A 21,080-nucleotide genomic window follows, 5' to 3' on the forward strand; every position below is an offset into this window, starting at 1 on the left:
TATCAATCGAACTGCTGCTTGAGTAAGCCTTCTGAGATTGATACAGTCCTACGTTAGCTTTTAGCATGACGTAAACTTTATAATTCTTATTATCGCGGGGTGGAGCAGTCCGGTAGCTCGTCGGGCTCATAACCCGAAGGTCGCAGGTTCAAATCCTGCCCCCGCAATTTGGTCTGGTAGTTCAGTTGGTTAGAATGCCTGCCTGTCACGCAGGAGGTCGCGGGTTCGAGTCCCGTCCAGACCGCCATTTATACGTAAAAATTAGCACGAAACAACGTTTCGGCTTTTTTTATGCCTATTTTTATTTCATACATATATAAATACACCCTTAGGAGACCTCCTAAGGTTTTTTTTGCACGTAATTAAGGTAAAATGAAGATATAGATATGGTAAGGTTAGAAGGTGATGCTATGAATCAATTTGAATGGAAGACAGCTAATGCGGAGGAAACTGGACATTTTGCCACAAGATTGGCTGAGCTTTTGCAGCCAGGTGATGTGATTGCACTTGAGGGTGATTTGGGTGCAGGAAAAACCACCTTTACACAGGGTTTGGCAAAAGGTTTAGAAATACAAAAAACTGTTAACAGTCCAACCTTTACGATTATTAAAGAATATAAAGGCAAGCTGCCATTATATCATATGGATGTCTATCGGGTAGCAGATTCCATGGAAGACCTGGGCTTTGATGAATATTTTGAAGGCGATGGGGTTTCAGTGGTTGAGTGGGCTCATTTAATTGAAGACCAGCTGCCAGAGGAACTGCTGACTATTTATTTATATCGCGAGCAGGAAGACCATAGAAGATTGGTATTGGTACCAAAAGGTGAGCGGTATGAGCAATTATGTAAGGAGATTTTGGCATGACCATTTTAGCAATTGATACGTCTAATTATGCCTTAGGGGTAGCACTTTTAGAAAAGAAGGAAGTACTTGGTGAGTATATAACAAATTTAAAAAAGAACCATTCTGTCCGGATAATGCCTGCCATTCAGACGTTAATGAAGGATTGTGAAAGGGTGCCGTCCGACTTAACAAAAATCGTCGTCGCCAAAGGCCCAGGTTCTTATACTGGCGTTAGGATCGGCGTTACGATAGCTAAAACGCTGGCATGGACTTTAAACATACCACTTGTGGGGATATCAAGCCTTGAAATTCTGGCAGCAGGGCCAGGTCGATATTTTGACGGGTTGATTTCCCCAATATTCGATGCGAGACGGGGACAGGTTTATACGGGGCTGTATCAAATCGAGAATGGAGAGCTAAAAGTAATTGAGCCAGACCAATTAACCTTGTCGGTTGACTGGGCAGGGAAGTTATCCGAATTGGACAAACCGGTTCTATTTGTCGGTAATGATCTGTCTATTCACCGTGAAAAAATAACAGAGCAACTCGGTTCTCAGGCCGTTTTTTCAAGCATAACAGAAAACAATCCCCGTCCATCCGAGCTGGCCATGCTGGGCATAGACAAACAAGGGGAAGACGTACACACCTTTGTCCCTAATTACATCCGGTTAGCCGAAGCGGAGGCAAAGTGGTTAGAGGCGCAAGGGAAAACTTTATAAGGATAAGGATAGAGAAAGATGGAAGATTCTTATGTTTTTCGCTACATGAGGGAAGAGGATATCGATCAAGTATTAGAAGTTGAGCATGCATCATTTACAACCCCGTGGAGCAGGGAAGCATTTTATAATGAGATGCACAATAATAACTTTGCTGTTTATATCGTCCTCGAACATGAAAATAAAATTATTGGCTATTGTGGAGTTTGGGTTGTAATTGATGAAGGTCATGTGACGAATGTTGCGATTCTTCCTGAGTATCGCGGCAAAAAGCTTGGGGAGATGATGATGAGAAAGCTGATATCCGTCTGCCGCGAGAGGGGGGCAAGAAGCATGACCTTAGAGGTAAGGGTAACGAATCATGTCGCTCAGTCTCTTTATCGCAAACTAGGGTTTCAAAATGGCGGAATTCGGAAAAATTATTACTCAGATAATTCGGAGGATGCGCTGGTAATGTGGGTGAATTTATGAAAAAGGATCAGATGATATTAGGAATTGAAACAAGCTGTGATGAAACGGCGGTGGCGATTATCAAAAATGGCCGGGAGATAACGGCCAATGTGGTTGCATCGCAAATTGAAAGTCATAAACGCTTCGGCGGGGTCGTACCGGAAATTGCCTCCCGACATCATGTTGAACAAATCACAATAGTAATCGAAGAGGCATTAAAGCAGGCAAACCTAACATTTGCTGAAATTGATGCTGTTGCGGTAACGGAAGGGCCCGGTCTGGTTGGTGCTCTATTAATTGGCGTCAATGCCGCGAAAGCACTTGCGTTTGCTCATAATAAACCGCTTGTGCCGGTCCATCATATTGCCGGACATATTTATGCAAACAGGCTGGTGACAGAGCTGAAATTCCCTCTGTTGGCTTTAGTGGTTTCAGGTGGCCATACAGAGCTTGTCTACATGAAGGAGCATGGATATTTTGAGGTAATTGGCGAAACAAGGGACGACGCTGCGGGTGAAGCCTATGACAAGGTGGCGAGAACGTTAAATCTGCCATATCCAGGAGGTCCGCATATTGATCGTTTAGCTCATGAAGGCCGTCCGACCATTGATTTGCCCCGTGCCTGGCTGGAGGAAGGCTCCTATGATTTTAGCTTTAGCGGCTTAAAATCAGCGGTTATTAATACGGTTCATAATGCCGAGCAGCGTGGTGAGACGATTGCTCCGGAGAATCTGGCCGCGAGCTTTCAGGAAAGTGTCATTGATGTATTGGTGACAAAGACCGTAAGAGCAGTTGCAGAATATGGCGTCAACCAAATATTATTGGCCGGCGGAGTAGCAGCCAATAAAGGGCTTCGCGCAGCACTGGAAAAGGCATTTTCAGATAAGGCGGATGTTGAATTAGTCATTCCTCCATTATCCTTATGCACAGACAACGCAGCCATGATTGCCGCTGCCGGAAGTGTCATGTTTGAAAAAGGAATTCGAGCAGACTTAGCACTAAACGCAATACCTGGATTGGATATAGAAACCTATAACACCTGACCTTTCCTAACAAGGAAGGGTTTTTTCTGCTGCTAAGAAAGTATAAACTTTCTGTCAAAAGCTTTATACTTTCTTAACGAATAAGTGAACCGTGCCTCTGTCTTAGCCCTTAGGAGCTCGTTAATCGCTGAGTCTTCTTTATAAAAAATCTAATTAAACGTTTGATTGATTTGGTTGGTGAACTAATCAAACGTTTAATTGATATGGAAAATAAACTAATTAAACGTTTGATTGAAATAGGCAAAGGCTTGAAGAACGGGCATTTTAAGAGTTAAACAAACGTGTGATTAAATTTCGGCTAATATAAAAGAATCAGTTTTGTGGATAAAAAATTTTTGAAAAACTGGAAAATTCAAATGACTTGTGGATAATCGTGTGATTAATGTTGATAATGTGGATAAACTGAGGTTTTTCTGTGGATGATGTGGAAAAGTCATTTGAATGTCTGAAATAATGGTATTTACAATGTGAATAACTCTGTGGAAATTTAGGCCTTTTGGATTACAAGCACAACAAATAACCGGACTCAAACAGTCCGGTTATCCACATTATTCTGCCAGCTCGGCCCATTCTTCCATTAATTCGTCAAGCTCCGCCTTAGCCTTTTCATTTTTTAAATTAATCTCCAAGACCATTTCATGGTCCTGAAAAACTTCTGGCTCGCATAATTTCTGTTCATAATTCTGAATCTGTTCTTCAAGCTTCGAAATGCGTTCCTCGATTTCCTCCAATTTGCGTTTTCGCTGGCGTTCCAGTTTTTTTGATTCCTTATCCTGTTGATAACTGTTTTTTTCAGCAGTCACTAACGCAGAAACCTTCTTCTGGGAGGCAGCCAATGCAAGGGCTGTAAGTTCTTCCTGCTCCAGCTTTTTATCCACATAATAATCGTAGTCGCCAAGGTATTCTGTGCTGCCCTCGGGGCTCAATTCTAAAACCTTGGTTGCGATTCTGTTAATAAAATAACGGTCGTGTGAGACGAACAAAATAGTACCAGGATAATCAATTAAAGCATTCTCAAGAACTTCCTTGCTGTCTAAATCCAAATGGTTGGTAGGTTCGTCCAATATTAATAAATTTGCTTTCTCGAGCATTAGCTTGGCAAGGGCTAGGCGGGCTTTTTCGCCGCCGCTTAATGACAAAACGTTTTTAAGCACATCGTCACCGGAAAATAAGAAATTCCCAAGCACCGTACGGATTTCCCTTTCCGGTTTCAGTGGATATTCATCCCATAGCTCGTTTAAGACGCGTTTATTGGAGGTTAGGTTGGCTTGTTCTTGATCGTAATAGCCGATGGATAGATTGGTCCCGTATTGAATGGTACCAGCCAAAGCGGGAAGCTTTTTAATTATAGTTTTTAAAAGGGTCGACTTCCCGATTCCGTTAGGGCCGACAAGGGCAATACTGTCGCCTTTATACACACGAAAGGAAATATCCTCGGAAACCTTCTCGCCATCATAGCCGACAGCAACCGAATCAACAGTAAGTACATCATTGCCGCTTTGCCGCTCAATTTCAAATGAGAAGGAAGCGGATTTTTCATCCCCTGATGGCCGGTCCAAGATTTCCATTTTTTCAAGCTTCTTTCGCCGGCTTTGCGCCCGCTTAGTAGTTGTGGCCCGTGCGATGTTGCGCTGAATGAAATCCTTTAAAGCAGAAATTTCCTCCTGCTGCTTTTCATAAAGCTTCATGTCGCGTTCATAATTGGCGGCTTTCTGTTCAAGATAAGAGCTATAATTACCGGTAAATCGCTGAATCAGGCGGCGTGATAGTTCATATACCTCAGTGACGACTTTATCCAAAAAATAGCGGTCATGCGAAACAATTAAAATTGCGCCTTCATAACCCTGCAGATATTGCTCCAGCCAGGAAAGGGTTTCGATATCCAAATGGTTGGTAGGTTCGTCCAAAATTAAAATATCAGGTCTTGTCAGCAGCAGTTTGCCTAGCGCGAGACGCGTTTTTTGTCCGCCGCTTAGACTTGAAATCATTAACGTCGTGTCAGAAAAATTTAACCCATGCAATACAGAGCGGATATCGGCCTCATACTGATAGCCGCCTTGCTCTTTAAATTTAACTTGCAATTCATCATATTCCTTTAATACTCGTTTGTATTTTTCTGGGTCTCCGAAAACAGCAGGGTCAGCCATTTGCTGTTCCAGCTTCCGGAGCGATTTTTCCATCGCTTGCAGGTTCTCAAAAACCGTCAGCATTTCCTCCCAAATGGACAAATTGGACTCCAAACCCGTATTTTGCGCCAAATAACCAACGGTAACATCCTTTGGTTTGATGATTTCCCCGCCGTCATAACCTATTTCGCCGGCGATGATTTTCAATAACGTTGATTTCCCCGCTCCATTCCGTCCGACAAGGGCAACACGGTCACGGGTTTGTAATTCTAGTTTTATATTCGATAAAATAAGTTCAGCACCATAATATTTTTGTAGTTGATTAACCTGTAATAAAATCATTTTTTTCACCTCTAATACCTTACGAATAGTGTACCGTATTAACCGATTGTCGGCAATGAAGTGAAATTTTTAATGGAATTATAAAAAAATATACTGATAGTTCAAAGTTTCACACACATGGACATAAAAATATTGTATTATTTTTTGTAGGAGGATTTCTTATATGGCTGAATTTACTCATTTTAATGAAGAAGGCAGGGCCAAGATGGTTGATGTCAGCGATAAGCCAGAAACGGCACGCACGGCAGTTGCCCAGTCCAGCATAACAGTAAGCTCTGAAATTTATGAAAAAATCACAAACCACGAAATGAAAAAGGGCGATGTCTTAGCAGTTGCCCAGGTTGCTGCGGTGATGGCGGCGAAAAAGACATGGGATATCATTCCAATGTGCCACCCAATTCCATTAACAGGTATCAATATTAATTTTTTCTGGGAGCAGGCCGGGCAGGAACAATATACACTGCATATTGCTGCATCAGTTAAAACTAAAGGCAGTACGGGGGTTGAGATGGAAGCGCTAACAGCCGCCTCTGCTTGTGCCCTAACCGTTTATGATATGTGCAAGGCAGTTGATAAAGGGATGGTGATCGGACCAACCTTTTTGGTGGAAAAAACTGGCGGCAAAAACGGTGATTTTAGAAGAGAAATCTAATATATCTATTAATATTGAAGGGTGGGAGAAATATGTCCAATGAAACGATGAAAATACCACAGGCAACAGCAAAGCGTCTGCCCTTATATTATCGATTTTTACAAAACCTTCATTCTTCTGGCAAGCAAAGGGTGTCATCTGCAGAATTAAGTGAAGCAGTAAAGGTCGATTCGGCAACAATTCGCAGGGATTTCTCTTATTTTGGTGCCCTTGGAAAAAAAGGGTACGGTTATAACGTAAACTATTTGTTATCGTTTTTCCGGAAAACTCTTGATCAGGATGAATTAACAAAGGTAGCGTTAATCGGGGTGGGTAATCTCGGCACTGCTTTTTTACATTACAATTTTTTAAAAAATAATAACACAAAAATCTCTTGCGCCTTCGATGTGGATCCCGGAAAAATCGGCGGTTCAATAGGCAATGTTCCCGTTTATTCGATGGATGATTTAGAGCAGTATTTGATCGAGGAAAATATTTCGGTGGCGATTTTGACGGTGCCGGCTCCGGTTGCTCAGCAAATCACAGACAAGCTAGTGAATACGAAGGTAAAAGGGATTTTAAACTTTACACCAGCAAGACTGAATGTCCCTCCATCTATCCGCGTGCATCATATTGACTTGGCGGTGGAGCTGCAGTCACTTGTTTACTTTTTAAAGCATTATCCAAGCGAAGTAGTTGAAGAATAAATAATAAATGGGCTTCTCGCCAAAATAGGTGAGAGGCCCATTTTTCGTTTGGAAACATTTTTCCTATACAGCTCACTATACAAAAGAAGTTAAAGCGGGTAAAATGAATTTACAAATAAGTATTGTAATCCAATAGGGAAGGTTGGGATTAAAATGACAAAAACAGTTCGCTCAATCCCACGGCCGTTAGTGAAAACAAACCAGTGGGTGATTGTTATAAGTGTTGTGTTAACATGGTTATCCGGACAGGAATGGTTTTTGTTAGTGCCGTTTAGTGCCGGTATGTTTGGTCTTTTATTCGGATTTAATCCGATTATGCAAATAGCAAAACTGTTTTTAAGAAAGGATCCAAAGGCTTATATACCGGAGGATTGGGAGCAGCAGCAATTTAATCAAAAAATTGCCGTATCGTGTTTGGGAATTGGATTTGCAGGATTCCTGCTGGGATGGAATACTGTAGGCTATATATTTACGGTTATGGTTGCTGTGGCCGCCTTTATCGCGATACTTGGATTTTGCATCGGATGTTTTATTCATTATCAGTGGAACCAATACCGTTATAAAAGGGCGAACCAATAAAGTTAGAGGTCTGAATTATTCAGCCTCTTTTTTTGTTTTTTTGCTTACATTTTACCTAGTCCTAAGGATAAGGGGATTGCAGTTGCGGTCGGTATTGTGTTGACCTTGTCGAGGGCGTTCTGTGATGTATTCTTTAAAACCTATCAACAGAATGCGCTAAAGGAAACCGGAGATTAATAAGAAAGAGGCTGTTTATGTGACAGCCTCATTTCTTCATTTGCCCCTTATATTTAAAATGAAAAACAATCATCTTTAAGGCTGATCCAAAGTCAAAGGTGGCCAGGATGACCAAAAGGTAACTAAAGAAGCCCCAGCCATTGTTTTGAACATCATCGATGGCAAAATAGGTGAACAGGGCCCCAAGTATTAAATAAATCAAACCGGAAAACAAAGGTGAACGTCTCATAGAAATCCTCCGATAAAGTTTTGAACTGCCTCTGCCTCACGCATCAGCCGCTCAATGTCATCCTTATAAACCGACTGAACAAGGACGACCATCGTGTTCATAGATACATGGGCGAAAATCGGCACCAGGATCCGTTTAGTTTTTACATAAAGAAAAGCAAAGGTAAAGCCCATCGCCGAGTAAATAAGCAGATGCTCAGGCTCCATATGGACAAGCGCAAAGATCACCGAGCTGATTAGCGCAGAAATAAAGAAATTAAACCGTTTATAAAAAGCCCCAAAGATAATTTTTCGAAACACAATTTCCTCTAAAATCGGGCCGATAATACTCGTTACAAGAATGGCTAATGGAAAGGCATTAATTATCGTGAGGATTTCCTGTGTATTTTTAGAGCCCAATTCAATCCCAATAAGGCGCTCAATGATGGCAGCCGCATATTGGGCAAAAAGAGCAAGGAAAACCCCTAAAATCGCCCACATTATCGAATGCCCGATGGAAGTGTTTCTTTTACTATGGACTCCAGGCTGCATTTCTTTTCTTAGGATAACAAGAATGAGGAGAAAGGCAAGGGTGAAACTAGTGATCAGCCAAACCGGCACCACAAATTCCTGACTCCATCCAAAAAGGCGAAATCCAAACATAAATGCTGGAATCCCGGCAAAGCTGGAGAGCTGCATGGCAATATAAACAATAAGGACAATCCAGTATTCCTTTTTCAAATCATTACTCCTTTTCAATCTAGTTTTTCCAATCGAAATGTAATCAATCACTATTCTTCATTCTACCTTTAATAACAAATTAGTTTCAATTTTGAATACTTGCTTTGAAAAATATTGAATAGGAAAATTGTATTTTATCCATACTTTATAAGGTGGAAAAAAAGGTATCTTTTTTTTAATATTTTTATGCATCAGACTTGCAAAAGATTTTAAGATTCATTATTATAATAATTGTGTTAGCACTCAGTGATGTTGAGTGCTAATAATGACTGATAACATAGAATTTGAGGAGGTTGTTTTTAGTGTTAAGACCATTAGGTGATCGCATTATCATCGAACTAGTTGAAACAGAAGAAAAAACTGCAAGCGGTATCGTATTACCGGATACAGCGAAGGAAAAGCCTCAGGAAGGAAAAGTTGTTGCTGTAGGTACTGGCCGTGTGCTTGACAATGGCGAGCGCGTAGCTGTTGAAGTTTCTGTAGGCGACCGCATTATCTTCTCAAAATACTCTGGTACTGAAGTGAAATACCAAGGTACTGAATACTTAATTTTACGTGAAAGCGACATCCTTGCTGTAGTAGGCGAATAAGGCTAAAACAGAAAAATAATTTGTTTCTAATATACGAGGAGGTTTTTTAACAATGGCTAAAGAAATTAAGTTTAGTGAAGACGCTCGCCGCGCGATGCTTCGCGGTGTTGATACACTTGCTGATGCAGTTAAAGTTACTCTTGGACCTAAAGGACGCAACGTGGTTCTTGAGAAAAAATTCGGTTCACCATTAATCACAAATGACGGTGTAACGATTGCAAAAGAAATCGAATTAGAAGATGCATTTGAAAATATGGGTGCAAAGCTTGTTGCTGAAGTAGCAAGCAAAACAAACGATGTTGCCGGTGACGGTACTACAACTGCAACAGTTCTTGCTCAAGCGATGATTCGCGAAGGCTTAAAGAACGTAACTGCTGGCGCTAACCCAATGGGTATTCGCAAAGGAATCGAAAAAGCAGTTGCTGCTGCTGTAGCCGAACTTAAAGCCATCTCTAAGCCAATCGAAGGCAAAGAGTCTATCGCTCAAGTTGCTGCTATTTCTTCCGATGACAAAGAAGTTGGCCAATTAATCGCTGAAGCGATGGAGCGCGTTGGCAACGACGGTGTTATCACGATCGAAGAATCCAAAGGCTTCACTACTGAACTGGATGTAGTTGAAGGTATGCAATTTGACCGCGGATACGCTTCTCCGTACATGGTAAGTAACACTGATAAAATGGAAGCTGTTCTAGACAATCCATATATCTTAATCACTGATAAGAAAATTACCAGCATTCAAGAAATTCTTCCAGTTCTTGAGCAAGTGGTTCAGCAAGGTAAACCATTATTGCTTATCGCTGAAGATGTTGAAGGTGAAGCTCTTGCTACTTTAGTATTAAACAAACTTCGCGGAACATTCAATGCTGTTGCTGTTAAAGCTCCAGGATTTGGTGACCGCCGTAAAGCCATGCTTGAAGATATTGCTGCCTTAACTGGTGCTGAAGTAATTACTGAAGAGCTTGGCCGTGACCTTAAATCTGCAACAATCGATTCTTTAGGACGCGCTGCTAAGATCGTTGTAACAAAAGAAAATACAACAATCGTTGAAGGTGCAGGTGCTACTGAAGATATTCAAGCCCGCGTAAATCAAATCCGCGTTCAGTTAGAAGAAACTACTTCTGAGTTTGACCGCGAAAAATTACAAGAGCGCTTGGCTAAATTGGCTGGCGGTGTAGCAGTTATCAAAGTTGGTGCTGCAACTGAAACAGAATTAAAAGAGCGCAAGCTTCGTATCGAAGATGCATTAAACGCAACTCGTGCTGCAGTTGAAGAAGGTATCGTGTCCGGTGGTGGCGTTGCCCTTCTAAACGTATACAGCAAAGTGGCTGAGCTTCAAGAAGAAGGCGATGTACAGACAGGTATTAATATCGTTCTTCGTGCTATTGAAGCACCAGTACGTACGATTGCTGAAAACGCAGGCCTTGAAGGATCTGTTATCGTTGACCGCTTAAAGCGTGAAGAAGTGGGCGTTGGTTTCAACGCAGCAACAGGCGAGTGGGTAAACATGATCGATTCTGGTATCGTTGACCCAACTAAGGTTACTCGTTCTGCACTTCAAAACGCAGCATCTGTTGCAGCTATGTTCTTAACAACTGAAGCAGTTGTTGCTGATAAGCCAGAACCAGCTGGTCCTGCAATGCCTGATATGGGCGGCATGGGTGGTATGGGCGGCATGATGTAATCAACGCCCAAACCCCTTGATATATGAGGGTTTTATGTAAGAGGGGAGCGTAATGCTAACATCTTGCTAACATTTCTCTCCTAAAATTAGAGGTTTCTCATGAGTTGCGCAAACTTGTGGGAAGCCTCTTTTTTCATTTCTTTTGTTACGTGCAGATAGACGTTCTTAGTTGTGTCGTCGTCACAGTGACCAAGTCGATCCATTATCTCTTCTAAGCCTACCTTTGCTTCTGCTAACAATGAAGTATGCGTATGGCGCAAAGAGTGGGGCGTAAGTTCTGGACTTAAGCCGGCCAGCTTCAGCAGACGCGCCATTCTGTTTTCTAAAGTCTTGATGAAAATAGGATAGCCAATTGGTATACAAAAAAGTACCCGGTAGGTAGACTTTTTTATAAGTGTCTACACTATCGGGTACATTTTAATATAGGATGGTTTTCAGTGAAACTTTATCAATTAGAGAATTCTCTACGATCAACCGAATGCGGTGGTTTCTCGAACCATTCATTAGCAATCATGATTTCCGCACAGTCTTCCGCGAGTTTGACATCATTTTTAATTGCAGAAGCATATCTGAGTCCTAGATCACGCCGCATGGAACCGGACAAGGCAGTTCCATAATATGCCATGGCAGATTGAATAAGAAAGGCACAATGGAAAATCATTAATTTATCGGAAAAAGGTGCTGTCTCGGAATCGGTGATATGGGTATCCCAGGAAATCGACGAACTGATAAAGTCCTCATGCAGGATTGAACGAAAAATCGAAAGATGCTCTTCTGTCTGTTCCACCACCCGTTGGAAAAATGTCCGAATTTCTTTCGACTCAGCAGTTTGGCTAAAACCTAAGATTAAATCTTTTGCGAGTGTACTCTTCTGTAAATTAAAATACAGACTACTGATTTCAATAACGTTCAAGGGTCGATGGTCCCCTAACCAACCGGCAAGAAAACTTTGTTTTTTAGCAAATTCCGCTTCTTCTGGCAAGGAGATGGTAGGAATCCGATCCGATAGTCCCTTAGATTTTAACATGTCTAAGGTCGTATCATATATCTCAGAAGCGCCTTTGAATGCTTCTAAATAAAATCTTCGTACGTCCAGTCTGTGAGATATGGTCATTCCGAGTGAATAAGCGGTTAATCCATGGGTAGTCATTCCGTGAAGATAAAACAGCCAAAATTCATCAGAAAATAAGCGAGGAGCATCAAGATGGACATCTTTCTCCGTAAATCCATGCGGAATCGGAAACTGTTCTTTTTGAAAAATCTCAGTGATCATCTGAAGGAGATGATTGGACAGTTGTTGTGCTTTTTCAAAAATGGAATAGATGTCGGAATCCATAATGGTTTTTAAAGCATAGGAATTAACGCGCCGTGCCATCGAGTTGGTGAGATAGGGGGTCCAAAGATTCGATACATCCAGTTCTACGATTTTTTTAATCACTGCTATGCCTCCAAAATAATTTTTATAACCCTATCAAAGCCATGATAAAAACCAATTTATTTTGCACTTTTTTATTAGTTTTTATAGGTATTAATTTACGGCTACTTGCTTTATTGACAGGACATATTGTACACAATTATGTGAAGTAATATACTTAAACGGGTGCTTTAGTGCAAAATGCATCAATCATAAATAAGGAGATTATATACAATATTTTATACATTAATTAAGCCCACCAACATCTCATGTGTTGGCACATAAACTCGGCGCATGTGGATTATGTAAATGCGATTTAGAAGCGATGCAAACAGAATTTGCACCGCTTCTGTTATAAGAGACATCAAGTTATTTGCAAATCATTGACTACTAACAACATGCTAACATTTTGCTAACGAAGTCCAATAAAACGAAGTAAATTAGGGTTAAAGATATTATACTTGATACTTGCAGAATGCTGATTCAACGGGTCTTTCTTCTACCGTCGTTAAAAATGTTACATCTTAAAACCATATGGGCGGCATGATGTAATTAGGGTTTTAAAAAGTGAAGCCTGTTTTTTAACAGGCTTTTTAAAAATCAATTTATTTTATATTTGACTCTATTTACTAAATAAATTAAAGAGCTTAATTAATACGATTATTAAAGGCATCATCATGGGACTTTTTATATTTGTCCTCGTCTTTTTTATAAACTATTTCAAGTTATTTAAAACAAAACCGAAAAAGGTTGATTTATCGCCGTTTATTAAACATAATTTCCTTGTGTTAGACTAGTGAATGAATGAGCGGCATGATGTAATAGGCCGTTCCAACCCTCGGTATGTAGGGTTTAAATGTAAGAGAAAGTTTTATTAATAGAGGCTTATCAAAAGTTGAAAGAACTTTTGGGAAGCCTTTTTTCATGCTGTTTAAAGGACAGGTTGGATGGTACCTGCATCAGCACAAAATGACCAAGCTGAATCGATCATCCTGACGTGTAGTTGGGTTCAGAATGACGCGTAGAGAAACTCTTGTTGACCCAAGCAATACCATAGATTTCTTCATTAGAGTACTTCAAAGATTACTACAAATAATATGTCCCCTTCCATTTCGATTTTATCAAGCAAAAATATTTTTTATAAGAACCTGTCCTTTTCCCGATTTTATTACTAAATAGATAGTGAAGGGACATAAACCAATCGGTGGGCTACTCGTGTCTTACGAGCGCATCAAGTTTCCTTTTAAAAAGTTCAACAAAGGAGAGGTTCAGATGAGTAGGTTATTAATCAATGAAAGTCCTGTAATGATTATTCCTAGTTTGGCAGTTGAGATTGGTATAAATGAGGCAGTGGTATTGCAGCAAATTCATTATTGGCTTGGGATCAGCAAGCATAAAATTGAGGGGAGAACCTGGGTTTATAATACATATGAAGAGTGGCAGAAACAGCTGCCATTTTGGTCAGTAAGTACAATTAAGCGGACGATTCGCTCATTAGAGATGCTGGGATTACTTTTATCTGAAAATTGGAATCAAATGAAAATGGATAAGACAAAATGGTACACCATTGATTATGAAAAGTTGCAGGAGCTTGAAGGTAGCCTACTTGAACGTAAAGCTCATCTTAATGAGGAACATGTATCTGAGGAGGACCAGGAAAAGACGAAGGAATCCGCTGTCCCTTCTCCTGTGAAAAGGGAGATTCCATATGCTGAAATTATCCGCTATTTGAATGAGAAGACTGCAAAGAACTTTAAACTAAGCTCTATTAAAACAAGGGAACTAATTCATGCCAGATACGGAGAAGGTTTTACCCTTGAGGATTTTACAAGAGTCATCAATTTAAAGTCAAATGAATGGAAGCCAGATCCATATTGGAATAAGTTCCTGCGGCCGGAGACATTGTTTGGGACCAAATTTGAAGCTTATCTCAATCAGAAGGAAGAAAAGAAGAAAATGACTGAGGAGGATTTTAACTTTGATGATTAAGAAAGAGCTTTATACTTTAATGGTACTTATTATGAAAAGTTTCATTTTGATCAACAGAAGCTAGATGCTTGGCATATAGTTCTACAAAATTATTCGTATGATCGAGTGCATGAGAATCTATTGAAATTTGTAGTAGATTCGCCGCATCCGCCCAAAATTTGTGATTTGGTACTGAATACGTCTTATGGGCGGGATATAACTAGTGGTTTTGTATTAGATTTGAATGCAGGGGAAGAAGATTGGTAGGGAAAATACAGCACTGTCATCCTTGAGCATTTTTGTATCCATCAATTTGTTCCACATTCGTTTCACCTATAGTAGAAAAACAGGTGTTTTCATCGACAATATATTTTTCTAGAAAACAGGAAAAAACCCTGTTTGAAAGGGGTTATTACGCTTGTAATCAAACGATTATTTAGTATACAATTTGTTTCTATTCGTCCGAAAAAGTATTATGGTGGTTTCTATTGTCAGTTTTGAAGAAAATTTATAACAACCACAACTTCTATACGACAACTTTTTCCTTGAAAACAGCCTATAATGCTTATGTTTAAAGGGTTTAGGAAGTATTTAATTAAACGTTTAATCAGCTAAATTAGTTTTAACTAAACGATTGATTAGAAAAGCATAAGATGCTATGAAATCTATGTTTAATCCCCCCTAGAAGGAAGAATATTGTCGAGACAGGAATTTAGTAAAAATGGTGGAAAGCTTTTGAAGGAGATTATTACATAAGACGACCTGACTAAGAGGCCAGTCCCCTGGTTCGTTAAAGCTTTAGTTCACTGAGGGACTGAACTAATGTCTTGGGAAGCTTCTTTTTCCATTTCTTGTGTTACAATGAAAATAAAGTGTTTGTTTGATAACATGAGAGTGGGGGATCGAAAAAGTTGTACACTGTTCTTCCATATTTTGTTTCCATAATTGTTATTGTCATATCTGTATTTACAACACTTTATATTAAGTCCGAACTAGAGCGGGTGTTACATGAGAAAACAGATACTGTTCCTTTCCATATTTGTAATGTAGTAATATGTTTAATGGCTTCTCTTTTGGCGCATGCTGTAATGACTAAATACCTTATTGGGACTGAATTTGATTTAATTCTGCAATTGGTCATCCACGTATGCATGATCCTCCCAATTTATATATTAGGTCATTTCGGAATCGAAAAATATAAATCAATTTACCGAAAATACATCACCACTGAAAACCGGAAAGTGGTTGTCCTTAACGAAAAGTACTTAAAAAAGAAAAAGCGGTTTACAAAATTAAATAACTATAATGCTGTTTCTAAAGAAAAACAAAGAAAACGATATTATCACAAATAATCAATTGCAAAAACCACTTCCTAAAGTTTTGGGAGTGGTTTTTTTGTAGTTTCTTTAGAATTGGTAGTGTTAGTCTTAGCAAAATTCCTAAAAAATTTGCTAAAACCCCTAAAATGTGTGTGTATTATGAAAATTTAACCAGTGCTAAAATAGACTTAATTTTTTGAAACCGCTTGCTTATTTAAAGGAATTGATAGCGTGTTTTCTAAAGGGGGGAATCGATTAATAAATCATTTGTGGTAAATGAGGCTTTTAATCTTTTAGAAACGAGGGGAACGACAAGTGAGACATCTATTATCGTTAGCGGGGAAAACGCTTTTAGCTTTTGTGGTTGTGTTTGCAACGATTTTACCGCTTGCAGTGAAACATAGTTCTGCCGAAGAAGGATCGTCCGCGGATTTTGAAGCTCTGAGACAGAAGTGGAAGTCCTACTTAGTTGGCGGGGACTTTTCGCTGGAAGATCCAGATGTGGCAAGCAAGGTAGATATTATTGCAAAGACTGCATATGACTATTGGGAACCAATGGTTAAAACCAATCCGGATAACTATATCTGGCCTGATTTAGACGACAGCACAATCACCGTAGAAAAGAGTAAATCAAGCCCGATGACACTAGCCTATCAACGTTTGAATGCCATGGCAGTGGCTTATGAAACAAAGGGGGCAGCCGTCAAAAACAGCTCTGGTGAAACAGTCACCTTGTATCATAACCCTGATTTTTTAACAGATATTAAAAATGGCTTAAACTGGCTGTACGAGAAAAAATATAACACCAACAGATCAATTGGCAAGACAAACTGGTTTGATTGGTGTATCGGTACACCGCTTGCTCTTAATGATACAGTAGTTTTGCTATATGATCAGTTGACACCGGAAGAAAGAAGCAATTATATGGCAGTCATTGATAAATTTACTCCCGATCCAACCAGGGCCAATGGGAACAAGGCAACAGGTGCAAACCTCATGTATGTGGCACAAGTTGTAGGAATTCGCTCGATTATCCTAGGTGATGGGGACAAGCTTGCCGCATCACGTGACGCGATTAGTCCGTTATTTGAATATGTTACTACTGGTGATGGCTTTTATAAAGACGGCTCCTTCCTGCAGCATGGAAACCATCCGTATACTGGAGGGTATGGGAAAGCGCTGCTTGCCAATCTCGTTTCCTTCGTTTATTTATTAGACGGTTCTGATTGGAAGGTTACTGACCCTAACCTGGATAATATGTACCAATGGATTTTTGATTCCTATGAGCCTGTTATTTATAAAGGCGGATTAATGGATATTATTCGCGGAAGGGAGATCTCAAGGTTTAATCAGCAGGATCATTTAATGGGTCATGAAACCATCCGGCCGATTCTTCACCTTGCCACGTTTGCGCCGCCTCAGTATGCAGCAAGGCTAAAAAGCATGGTGAAAGAATGGATCGAATCGGATACGTACCTGAGTTTTTATGAAACGGCTCCGATTTATCATGTCGTCTTGGCCAAGCAAATTGTGCAGGACCCAACGATTAAACCGAGAGGAGAGCTGGTCACGAATCGCCAATTTGCTAACATGGACCGTACCGTTCATTTACGTCCAGATTTCGGCTTCGCTCTTGGCATGTCATCCAGCCGCATCTATAACTATGAATCAATTAACGATGAAAACCTAAAAGGGTGGTATATGGGTGATGGCGCTACCTATTTGTATAATAGCGATTTGAGCCAATACAGCGATGATTATTGGGGAACCGTCAATATGTACAGAATCCCTGGAACCACAGTTGACACTCAGAAGAGGAATCGCAGCGAGGGACAAAGCAAAGCGAGTGCGGAAGATTGGGTAGGCGGCACAAACATCGCAGGGCTTTACGGTGTGTCCGGCATGGCATTGAACGGCTCCAAAGCCTGGAAAAACACATTGACAGCCAAAAAATCCTGGTTCATGTTCGATGATGAGGTTGTTGCATTGGGTGCAGGCATTAACAGCATCGACAACCGGACAATTGAAACAACAATCGAAAACAGAAAAATTAAAAATGACGGGACGAATGAGCTGACAGTTAATGGCGTTGCCGAGCCAGCAAAATTAGGCTGGCAAGAGACAATGAATGATGTTAAGACCATTCATCTGCAAGGAAATACAACTGGTTCCGATATCGGCTACTACTTCCCGGAACCGACTACAGTCAATGCCTTGCGTGAAGCAAGAACGGATAAATGGAGCAACAGCAACCTGTATCCTAAATTTACTGATGATTCGGATGTTACCAGAAACTTTGTAACACTCTGGAAAGATCACGGAGCAAGCCCTGTCAACGATACGTATGAATATGTGATTCTGCCAAACAAAACAAGCAGCCAAACAACAGATTATGCAAATAATCCTGATATCCAAGTGCTTGAAAACTCAGGTGATGTACAAGCTGTTCAGGAAAAGAAACTGAATATCGTGGCGGCAAATTTCTGGAATGATAACAGCCAACCTGTAAAAGTGGCTGGTAATGATTTCATTACCAGCGATAAAAAGGCTTCGGTCATGACTATGCAATCCGGAAATGAATTGGAGATCTCCGTATCGGATCCAACTCAGAAAAACGCTGGCACGATCAATCTTGAAATCAATACTCCGGCAGCAATTGTAGTCTCGGCTGACAGTGGCGTTTCCGTAACCCAGACATACCCAACTATTAAACTGTCCATCGATGTCAAAAATGCAAAAGGAAAAACGTTCAAGGTAAAATTGGCACTGTTAAATGTCCAGTCCATTAACAAGATTGTCGATGACTATGCACAGTCTGGTGATGTACAAGGAGCTATGCTGGTACAGTTAAAGGAAAATTTAGTACATGCACAAGACCAGTATGATAAGCAGCACCAGGGTCAAGCGATTAAGAGTTTACAAGATTTCCAAAAGCACATTAATAATAAAGGACTGCAAGACTTAATTTCCGGAAGCGCAAAGGAAGAATTAAGCACTAAGGTTGAGCAACTGATCGAATATTGGTCCCAGCCGTAATAGGTAATACCCAAATAAATTTTAAAGGAGGCCCTTTCCGGACATCTGGACCGGAGGGCTTCCTTTTTTGAATTAGCGATTAATATGCATAAAATGGTAATAATAAGCAAAAAGCCTCATTAATAGAAGATTCAAAAATAATATGATAGTATCAGAGATTTGAGACTTCATAGACAAGATTGTGGTTGTTTGCAAAAGGTAATCTATGAAGAATAAATTACCTTCCAAACAACATTCTACTCTAATTGCCAATAATGAATCCGAGCAGTAGTAACTACACCACCACATCAAATTGAAAGCGTTTCAACTGTGCGGGATAAGTCCTATTATAGGCGATTGCTATGGGTCGTCCCTTGAATGGTATTTCGTATTACGAAAATTTCGTGTTCAGTAGGAAGCGGTGTGTATTTCGGTTTTCATTATCTGCCCGGTAATGAGCTAGGAGGCCTAGAATATGAAAAAAATACTTCTTGTAGACGATGAAAGATGGGGAAGGACCGCCATCAGACGGACTATCGAAAAGACTGGTCTACCGGTTGTGGTCTGTCACGAAAGCAGCAATGGTTCAGAAGCGCTGCACTGGCTGGAAACGAATCATGCAGACCTAATTATGGCAGATATTTGGATGCCTGTCATGGATGGCTTAACATTTTTGGAACAATTGCGTTCGGTCAATCAAAAACAAACAGTTGTGATGATTAGCGGCCATGATAATTTTCCCTATTTCCAGCAATCACTAAGGGCAGGTGTATTCGATTATTTACTAAAGCCGGTAGAAGTTGAGGAAATGACAGTCTGTTTAGAAAGATGGCTAAACCTTTGTGTGGATTTCGATGAGCAGGATAAAGCGAGAGCGGCCCCAGATCCATTGGAGAAGTCCACCGTAGAACATGTGGTAGAGTTCATCAAGTCCAAGGTGCCTGGTGAAGTGACCTTGACGGAGGCTGCGAAGGAAGTGCACTTGAATCCAAGCTATTTAAGTCAGCTTTTTAAGAGCCAAATGAATCAAAATTTTTTGGATTATGTTCAGCAATTGCGGATGGACGAAGCGGAGCGGCTGCTCACACGCACATCCCTTAGAATAACAGAAATAGCCCATCGTCTTGGCTATACGGATTTGTCATATTTCAGCAAAACATTTAAAAGAATAAAAAGAAAAACACCTTCAGAGTTTCGCAGATCGTTTCAACGTAGTAAGGTCAGTGTTTAGAAAGGGCTTTGAGGAAGTGATGGTTGTTTGAGTGTTTGAGTGAACCTTTACATATTTTTGTTATGATTTGTAAGTCAAAACCACTCACTAAAAAACAAGGGAGTGGTTTTTTGCTGTTTTATAAAATGAATTTTGAATTTTTGCCTGTATTGGCCATTTTCATTGCTTCTTTAATATACTCGGCAGATTGATGCAGCCAGTCCATTTCTTGAGCATCAAGTGCAATTTCTAATTGTTGCTCTATTCCATTTCGACCAACGATGCATGGCATACTTAAGGCAACATCACCGTCGTAGCCATATTGTCCGTGTAAAGTGGTGCACACGGGATAAACACTGCGTTCATCCAGCAAAACAGTCTTTGCCAGCGTAACAGCAGCCTGCGCAACACCGGCATTGGTCCAGCCTTTGCCATTTAATACATCAAAAGCTGCCTTAACCACCTGCTGCTTAACTCTCTCACGGCTTAGCGGCTCTTTACCTTGAAAAACTTCATCTAGTTCCTTTTCACCGAAGCCTTGTACGTTTAAACGACTCAATACCGGGAACGCGGTATGGCCGTGTTCGCCCATCATATAACCTGTTACACTTTTTGGATCGATGTCATAATTGTCGGCAATGATTTTTCGAAGGCGGGCAGAATCAAGCATCGTTCCGGTTCCAAATACCCGTCCCTTCGGATAGCCAAATTCATTTTCCACTATGTAGACCATGGTATCTAATGGATTTGTGATTAAGATAATGATAGCATCTTTTGTATATTGCGTGATTCCAGACATGACTTCACGAATGACCTCAGCATTGACCGCCGCCAATTGGGCCCTGTCCGGCATCTTATCATCTTCGCTTTTCAGCATGCTCGGGCCGGCAGCACAGATAATGACATCGGCATCGGCACATTCGGAATAACCGCCAGAACGGACAGTTGTATTGGACATATATGTAAGAGCGGTGGCATGAGATTGGTCAAGTGCCTCACCAAATGCAACATCCTTATCAATATCAATGACTGCGATTTCCGCAAATAATCCTAATTTCATGGCATCTGCCAGAACATATGAGCCGACATGGCCCAATCCTACAACTACTAGTTTATTTCTTTTCATTGGTATACCTCCTAAACAAGTAATGTTAATATTTTATCATAATAAATAGAATAGTTTTACTGTTAAAATAATTTGGGACTACCGCTAGCCTTGAGTTGTGTAAATTCCGTAAGGAAGCAGGAGAGAGAAAAACTGTTAGAGAAATATTTTTCTATAAAAAATGACTACTTCTTCTTAAAACTGTAAAGGGTTC

The 21,080-nt window shown here is 40.4% G+C and carries 19 protein-coding genes and 2 tRNA genes; 15 read left to right on the forward strand and 6 right to left on the reverse strand.

Translation table 11 applies throughout. The features are described from left to right. Window positions 1-93 precede the first annotated feature (93 nt). From ACZ5AE_RS01380 to tsaD, 6 genes are all read left to right on the forward strand, one after another. Window positions 94-167, forward strand: a tRNA-Met gene (locus ACZ5AE_RS01380). A 3-nt stretch (window positions 168-170) separates the two neighbouring features. Then, window positions 171-247 (forward strand) — tRNA-Asp (locus ACZ5AE_RS01385). A 163-nt stretch (window positions 248-410) separates the two neighbouring features. After that, window positions 411-866 carry a tRNA (adenosine(37)-N6)-threonylcarbamoyltransferase complex ATPase subunit type 1 TsaE gene (gene tsaE, locus ACZ5AE_RS01390; protein WP_464568779.1) on the forward strand — a complete coding sequence of 152 codons (456 nt, stop codon included), beginning with the start codon at window positions 411-413 and terminating at the stop codon, window positions 864-866. Beyond that, window positions 863-1,564, forward strand: a complete 702-nt coding sequence (gene tsaB / locus ACZ5AE_RS01395; protein WP_464568781.1) for a tRNA (adenosine(37)-N6)-threonylcarbamoyltransferase complex dimerization subunit type 1 TsaB — start codon at window positions 863-865, stop codon at window positions 1,562-1,564. The genes tsaE and tsaB overlap by 4 nt, the downstream gene beginning before the upstream one ends. Before the next feature lie 18 nt (window positions 1,565-1,582). Further along, window positions 1,583-2,032: a ribosomal protein S18-alanine N-acetyltransferase gene (gene rimI / locus ACZ5AE_RS01400; RefSeq protein ID WP_464568784.1), complete on the forward strand. Its 450-nt coding sequence runs from the start codon at window positions 1,583-1,585 to the stop codon at window positions 2,030-2,032. Then, the gene (tsaD, locus tag ACZ5AE_RS01405) at window positions 2,029-3,054 is read left to right on the forward strand and encodes a tRNA (adenosine(37)-N6)-threonylcarbamoyltransferase complex transferase subunit TsaD (RefSeq protein ID WP_464568786.1); all 1,026 of its coding nucleotides are present in this window, start codon (window positions 2,029-2,031) and stop codon (window positions 3,052-3,054) included. The genes rimI and tsaD overlap by 4 nt, the downstream gene beginning before the upstream one ends. 548 nt (window positions 3,055-3,602) lie before the next feature. Here the strand turns inward: tsaD and ACZ5AE_RS01410 are convergent. Further along, window positions 3,603-5,522, reverse strand: coding sequence for an ABC-F family ATP-binding cassette domain-containing protein (locus ACZ5AE_RS01410; RefSeq protein ID WP_464568788.1), 1,920 nt, complete (start codon window positions 5,520-5,522; stop codon window positions 3,603-3,605). Between the two features lie 163 nt (window positions 5,523-5,685). Between ACZ5AE_RS01410 and moaC the strand changes: the two genes are divergently transcribed. From moaC to ACZ5AE_RS01425, 3 genes are all read left to right on the forward strand, one after another. Beyond that, window positions 5,686-6,174 (forward strand): cyclic pyranopterin monophosphate synthase MoaC, encoded by a 489-nt coding sequence (moaC, locus tag ACZ5AE_RS01415; protein ID WP_464568790.1) that lies wholly within the window; start codon window positions 5,686-5,688, stop codon window positions 6,172-6,174. Between the two features lie 32 nt (window positions 6,175-6,206). Beyond that, window positions 6,207-6,860, forward strand: coding sequence for a redox-sensing transcriptional repressor Rex (locus ACZ5AE_RS01420; protein ID WP_464568792.1), 654 nt, complete (start codon window positions 6,207-6,209; stop codon window positions 6,858-6,860). 153 nt (window positions 6,861-7,013) lie between these two features. After that, window positions 7,014-7,439, forward strand: coding sequence for a DUF4395 domain-containing protein (locus ACZ5AE_RS01425; protein WP_464568794.1), 426 nt, complete (start codon window positions 7,014-7,016; stop codon window positions 7,437-7,439). Between the two features lie 205 nt (window positions 7,440-7,644). On the opposite strand, the gene ACZ5AE_RS01430 is transcribed toward ACZ5AE_RS01425, so the two are convergent. After that, window positions 7,645-7,845, reverse strand: a complete 201-nt coding sequence (locus tag ACZ5AE_RS01430) for a YdiK family protein (protein ID WP_464568796.1) — start codon at window positions 7,843-7,845, stop codon at window positions 7,645-7,647. After that, a complete protein-coding gene (locus ACZ5AE_RS01435) occupies window positions 7,842-8,564 on the reverse strand; it encodes a lysostaphin resistance A-like protein (RefSeq protein WP_464568798.1) in 723 nt (240 codons plus the stop codon). The genes ACZ5AE_RS01430 and ACZ5AE_RS01435 overlap by 4 nt, the downstream gene beginning before the upstream one ends. A gap of 302 nt (window positions 8,565-8,866) precedes the next feature. Between ACZ5AE_RS01435 and groES the strand changes: the two genes are divergently transcribed. Then, window positions 8,867-9,154 carry a co-chaperone GroES gene (gene groES / locus ACZ5AE_RS01440; RefSeq protein ID WP_464568800.1) on the forward strand — a complete coding sequence of 96 codons (288 nt, stop codon included), beginning with the start codon at window positions 8,867-8,869 and terminating at the stop codon, window positions 9,152-9,154. 52 nt (window positions 9,155-9,206) lie between these two features. Further along, a complete protein-coding gene (gene groL / locus ACZ5AE_RS01445) occupies window positions 9,207-10,835 on the forward strand; it encodes a chaperonin GroEL (RefSeq protein ID WP_464568802.1) in 1,629 nt (542 codons plus the stop codon). 86 nt (window positions 10,836-10,921) lie between these two features. On the opposite strand, the gene ACZ5AE_RS01450 is transcribed toward groL, so the two are convergent. Together ACZ5AE_RS01450 and ACZ5AE_RS01455 are read right to left on the reverse strand one after the other, a co-directional pair. Beyond that, window positions 10,922-11,227 carry a tyrosine-type recombinase/integrase gene (locus tag ACZ5AE_RS01450; protein ID WP_464573503.1) on the reverse strand — a complete coding sequence of 102 codons (306 nt, stop codon included), beginning with the start codon at window positions 11,225-11,227 and terminating at the stop codon, window positions 10,922-10,924. Between the two features lie 56 nt (window positions 11,228-11,283). Continuing rightward, window positions 11,284-12,273 (reverse strand): DUF3231 family protein, encoded by a 990-nt coding sequence (locus ACZ5AE_RS01455; RefSeq protein ID WP_464568804.1) that lies wholly within the window; start codon window positions 12,271-12,273, stop codon window positions 11,284-11,286. Between the two features lie 1,248 nt (window positions 12,274-13,521). On the opposite strand from ACZ5AE_RS01455, the gene ACZ5AE_RS01460 reads away from it, so the two are divergent. The 4 genes from ACZ5AE_RS01460 (at window position 13,522) to ACZ5AE_RS01475 (ending at window position 19,782) form a co-directional block, all read left to right on the forward strand. Then, window positions 13,522-14,238 carry a conserved phage C-terminal domain-containing protein gene (locus ACZ5AE_RS01460; RefSeq protein ID WP_464568806.1) on the forward strand — a complete coding sequence of 239 codons (717 nt, stop codon included), beginning with the start codon at window positions 13,522-13,524 and terminating at the stop codon, window positions 14,236-14,238. Window positions 14,239-15,128: 890 nt separating this feature from the next. Continuing rightward, window positions 15,129-15,569 (forward strand): hypothetical protein, encoded by a 441-nt coding sequence (locus ACZ5AE_RS01465; protein ID WP_464568808.1) that lies wholly within the window; start codon window positions 15,129-15,131, stop codon window positions 15,567-15,569. A gap of 282 nt (window positions 15,570-15,851) precedes the next feature. Further along, window positions 15,852-18,572 carry a polysaccharide lyase 8 family protein gene (locus ACZ5AE_RS01470; RefSeq protein WP_464568810.1) on the forward strand — a complete coding sequence of 907 codons (2,721 nt, stop codon included), beginning with the start codon at window positions 15,852-15,854 and terminating at the stop codon, window positions 18,570-18,572. Between the two features lie 454 nt (window positions 18,573-19,026). Next, window positions 19,027-19,782, forward strand: a complete 756-nt coding sequence (locus tag ACZ5AE_RS01475) for a response regulator transcription factor (protein ID WP_464568812.1) — start codon at window positions 19,027-19,029, stop codon at window positions 19,780-19,782. Between the two features lie 118 nt (window positions 19,783-19,900). Here the strand turns inward: ACZ5AE_RS01475 and ACZ5AE_RS01480 are convergent, their stop codons facing one another. Next, window positions 19,901-20,887 carry an L-lactate dehydrogenase gene (locus ACZ5AE_RS01480; protein WP_464568814.1) on the reverse strand — a complete coding sequence of 329 codons (987 nt, stop codon included), beginning with the start codon at window positions 20,885-20,887 and terminating at the stop codon, window positions 19,901-19,903. Between the last annotated feature and the right edge of the window lie 193 nt (window positions 20,888-21,080).

This window comes from Neobacillus sp. S1227 (genome assembly GCF_055385255.1).

Bases quoted from the DNA above. Each gene is read 5' to 3' on its own strand.
- tsaE (WP_464568779.1), top strand. From the start codon at position 411: ATGAATCAATTTGAATGGAAGACAGCTAATGCGGAGGAAACTGGACAT.
- tsaB (WP_464568781.1), top strand. From the start codon at position 863: ATGACCATTTTAGCAATTGATACGTCTAATTATGCCTTAGGGGTAGCA.
- rimI (WP_464568784.1), top strand. From the start codon at position 1,583: ATGGAAGATTCTTATGTTTTTCGCTACATGAGGGAAGAGGATATCGAT.
- tsaD (WP_464568786.1), top strand. From the start codon at position 2,029: ATGAAAAAGGATCAGATGATATTAGGAATTGAAACAAGCTGTGATGAA.
- ACZ5AE_RS01410 (WP_464568788.1), bottom strand. From the start codon at position 5,522: ATGATTTTATTACAGGTTAATCAACTACAAAAATATTATGGTGCTGAA.
- moaC (WP_464568790.1), top strand. From the start codon at position 5,686: ATGGCTGAATTTACTCATTTTAATGAAGAAGGCAGGGCCAAGATGGTT.
- ACZ5AE_RS01420 (WP_464568792.1), top strand. From the start codon at position 6,207: ATGTCCAATGAAACGATGAAAATACCACAGGCAACAGCAAAGCGTCTG.
- ACZ5AE_RS01425 (WP_464568794.1), top strand. From the start codon at position 7,014: ATGACAAAAACAGTTCGCTCAATCCCACGGCCGTTAGTGAAAACAAAC.
- ACZ5AE_RS01430 (WP_464568796.1), bottom strand. From the start codon at position 7,845: ATGAGACGTTCACCTTTGTTTTCCGGTTTGATTTATTTAATACTTGGG.
- groL (WP_464568802.1), top strand. From the start codon at position 9,207: ATGGCTAAAGAAATTAAGTTTAGTGAAGACGCTCGCCGCGCGATGCTT.
- ACZ5AE_RS01460 (WP_464568806.1), top strand. From the start codon at position 13,522: ATGAGTAGGTTATTAATCAATGAAAGTCCTGTAATGATTATTCCTAGT.
- ACZ5AE_RS01475 (WP_464568812.1), top strand. From the start codon at position 19,027: ATGAAAAAAATACTTCTTGTAGACGATGAAAGATGGGGAAGGACCGCC.
- ACZ5AE_RS01480 (WP_464568814.1), bottom strand. From the start codon at position 20,887: ATGAAAAGAAATAAACTAGTAGTTGTAGGATTGGGCCATGTCGGCTCA.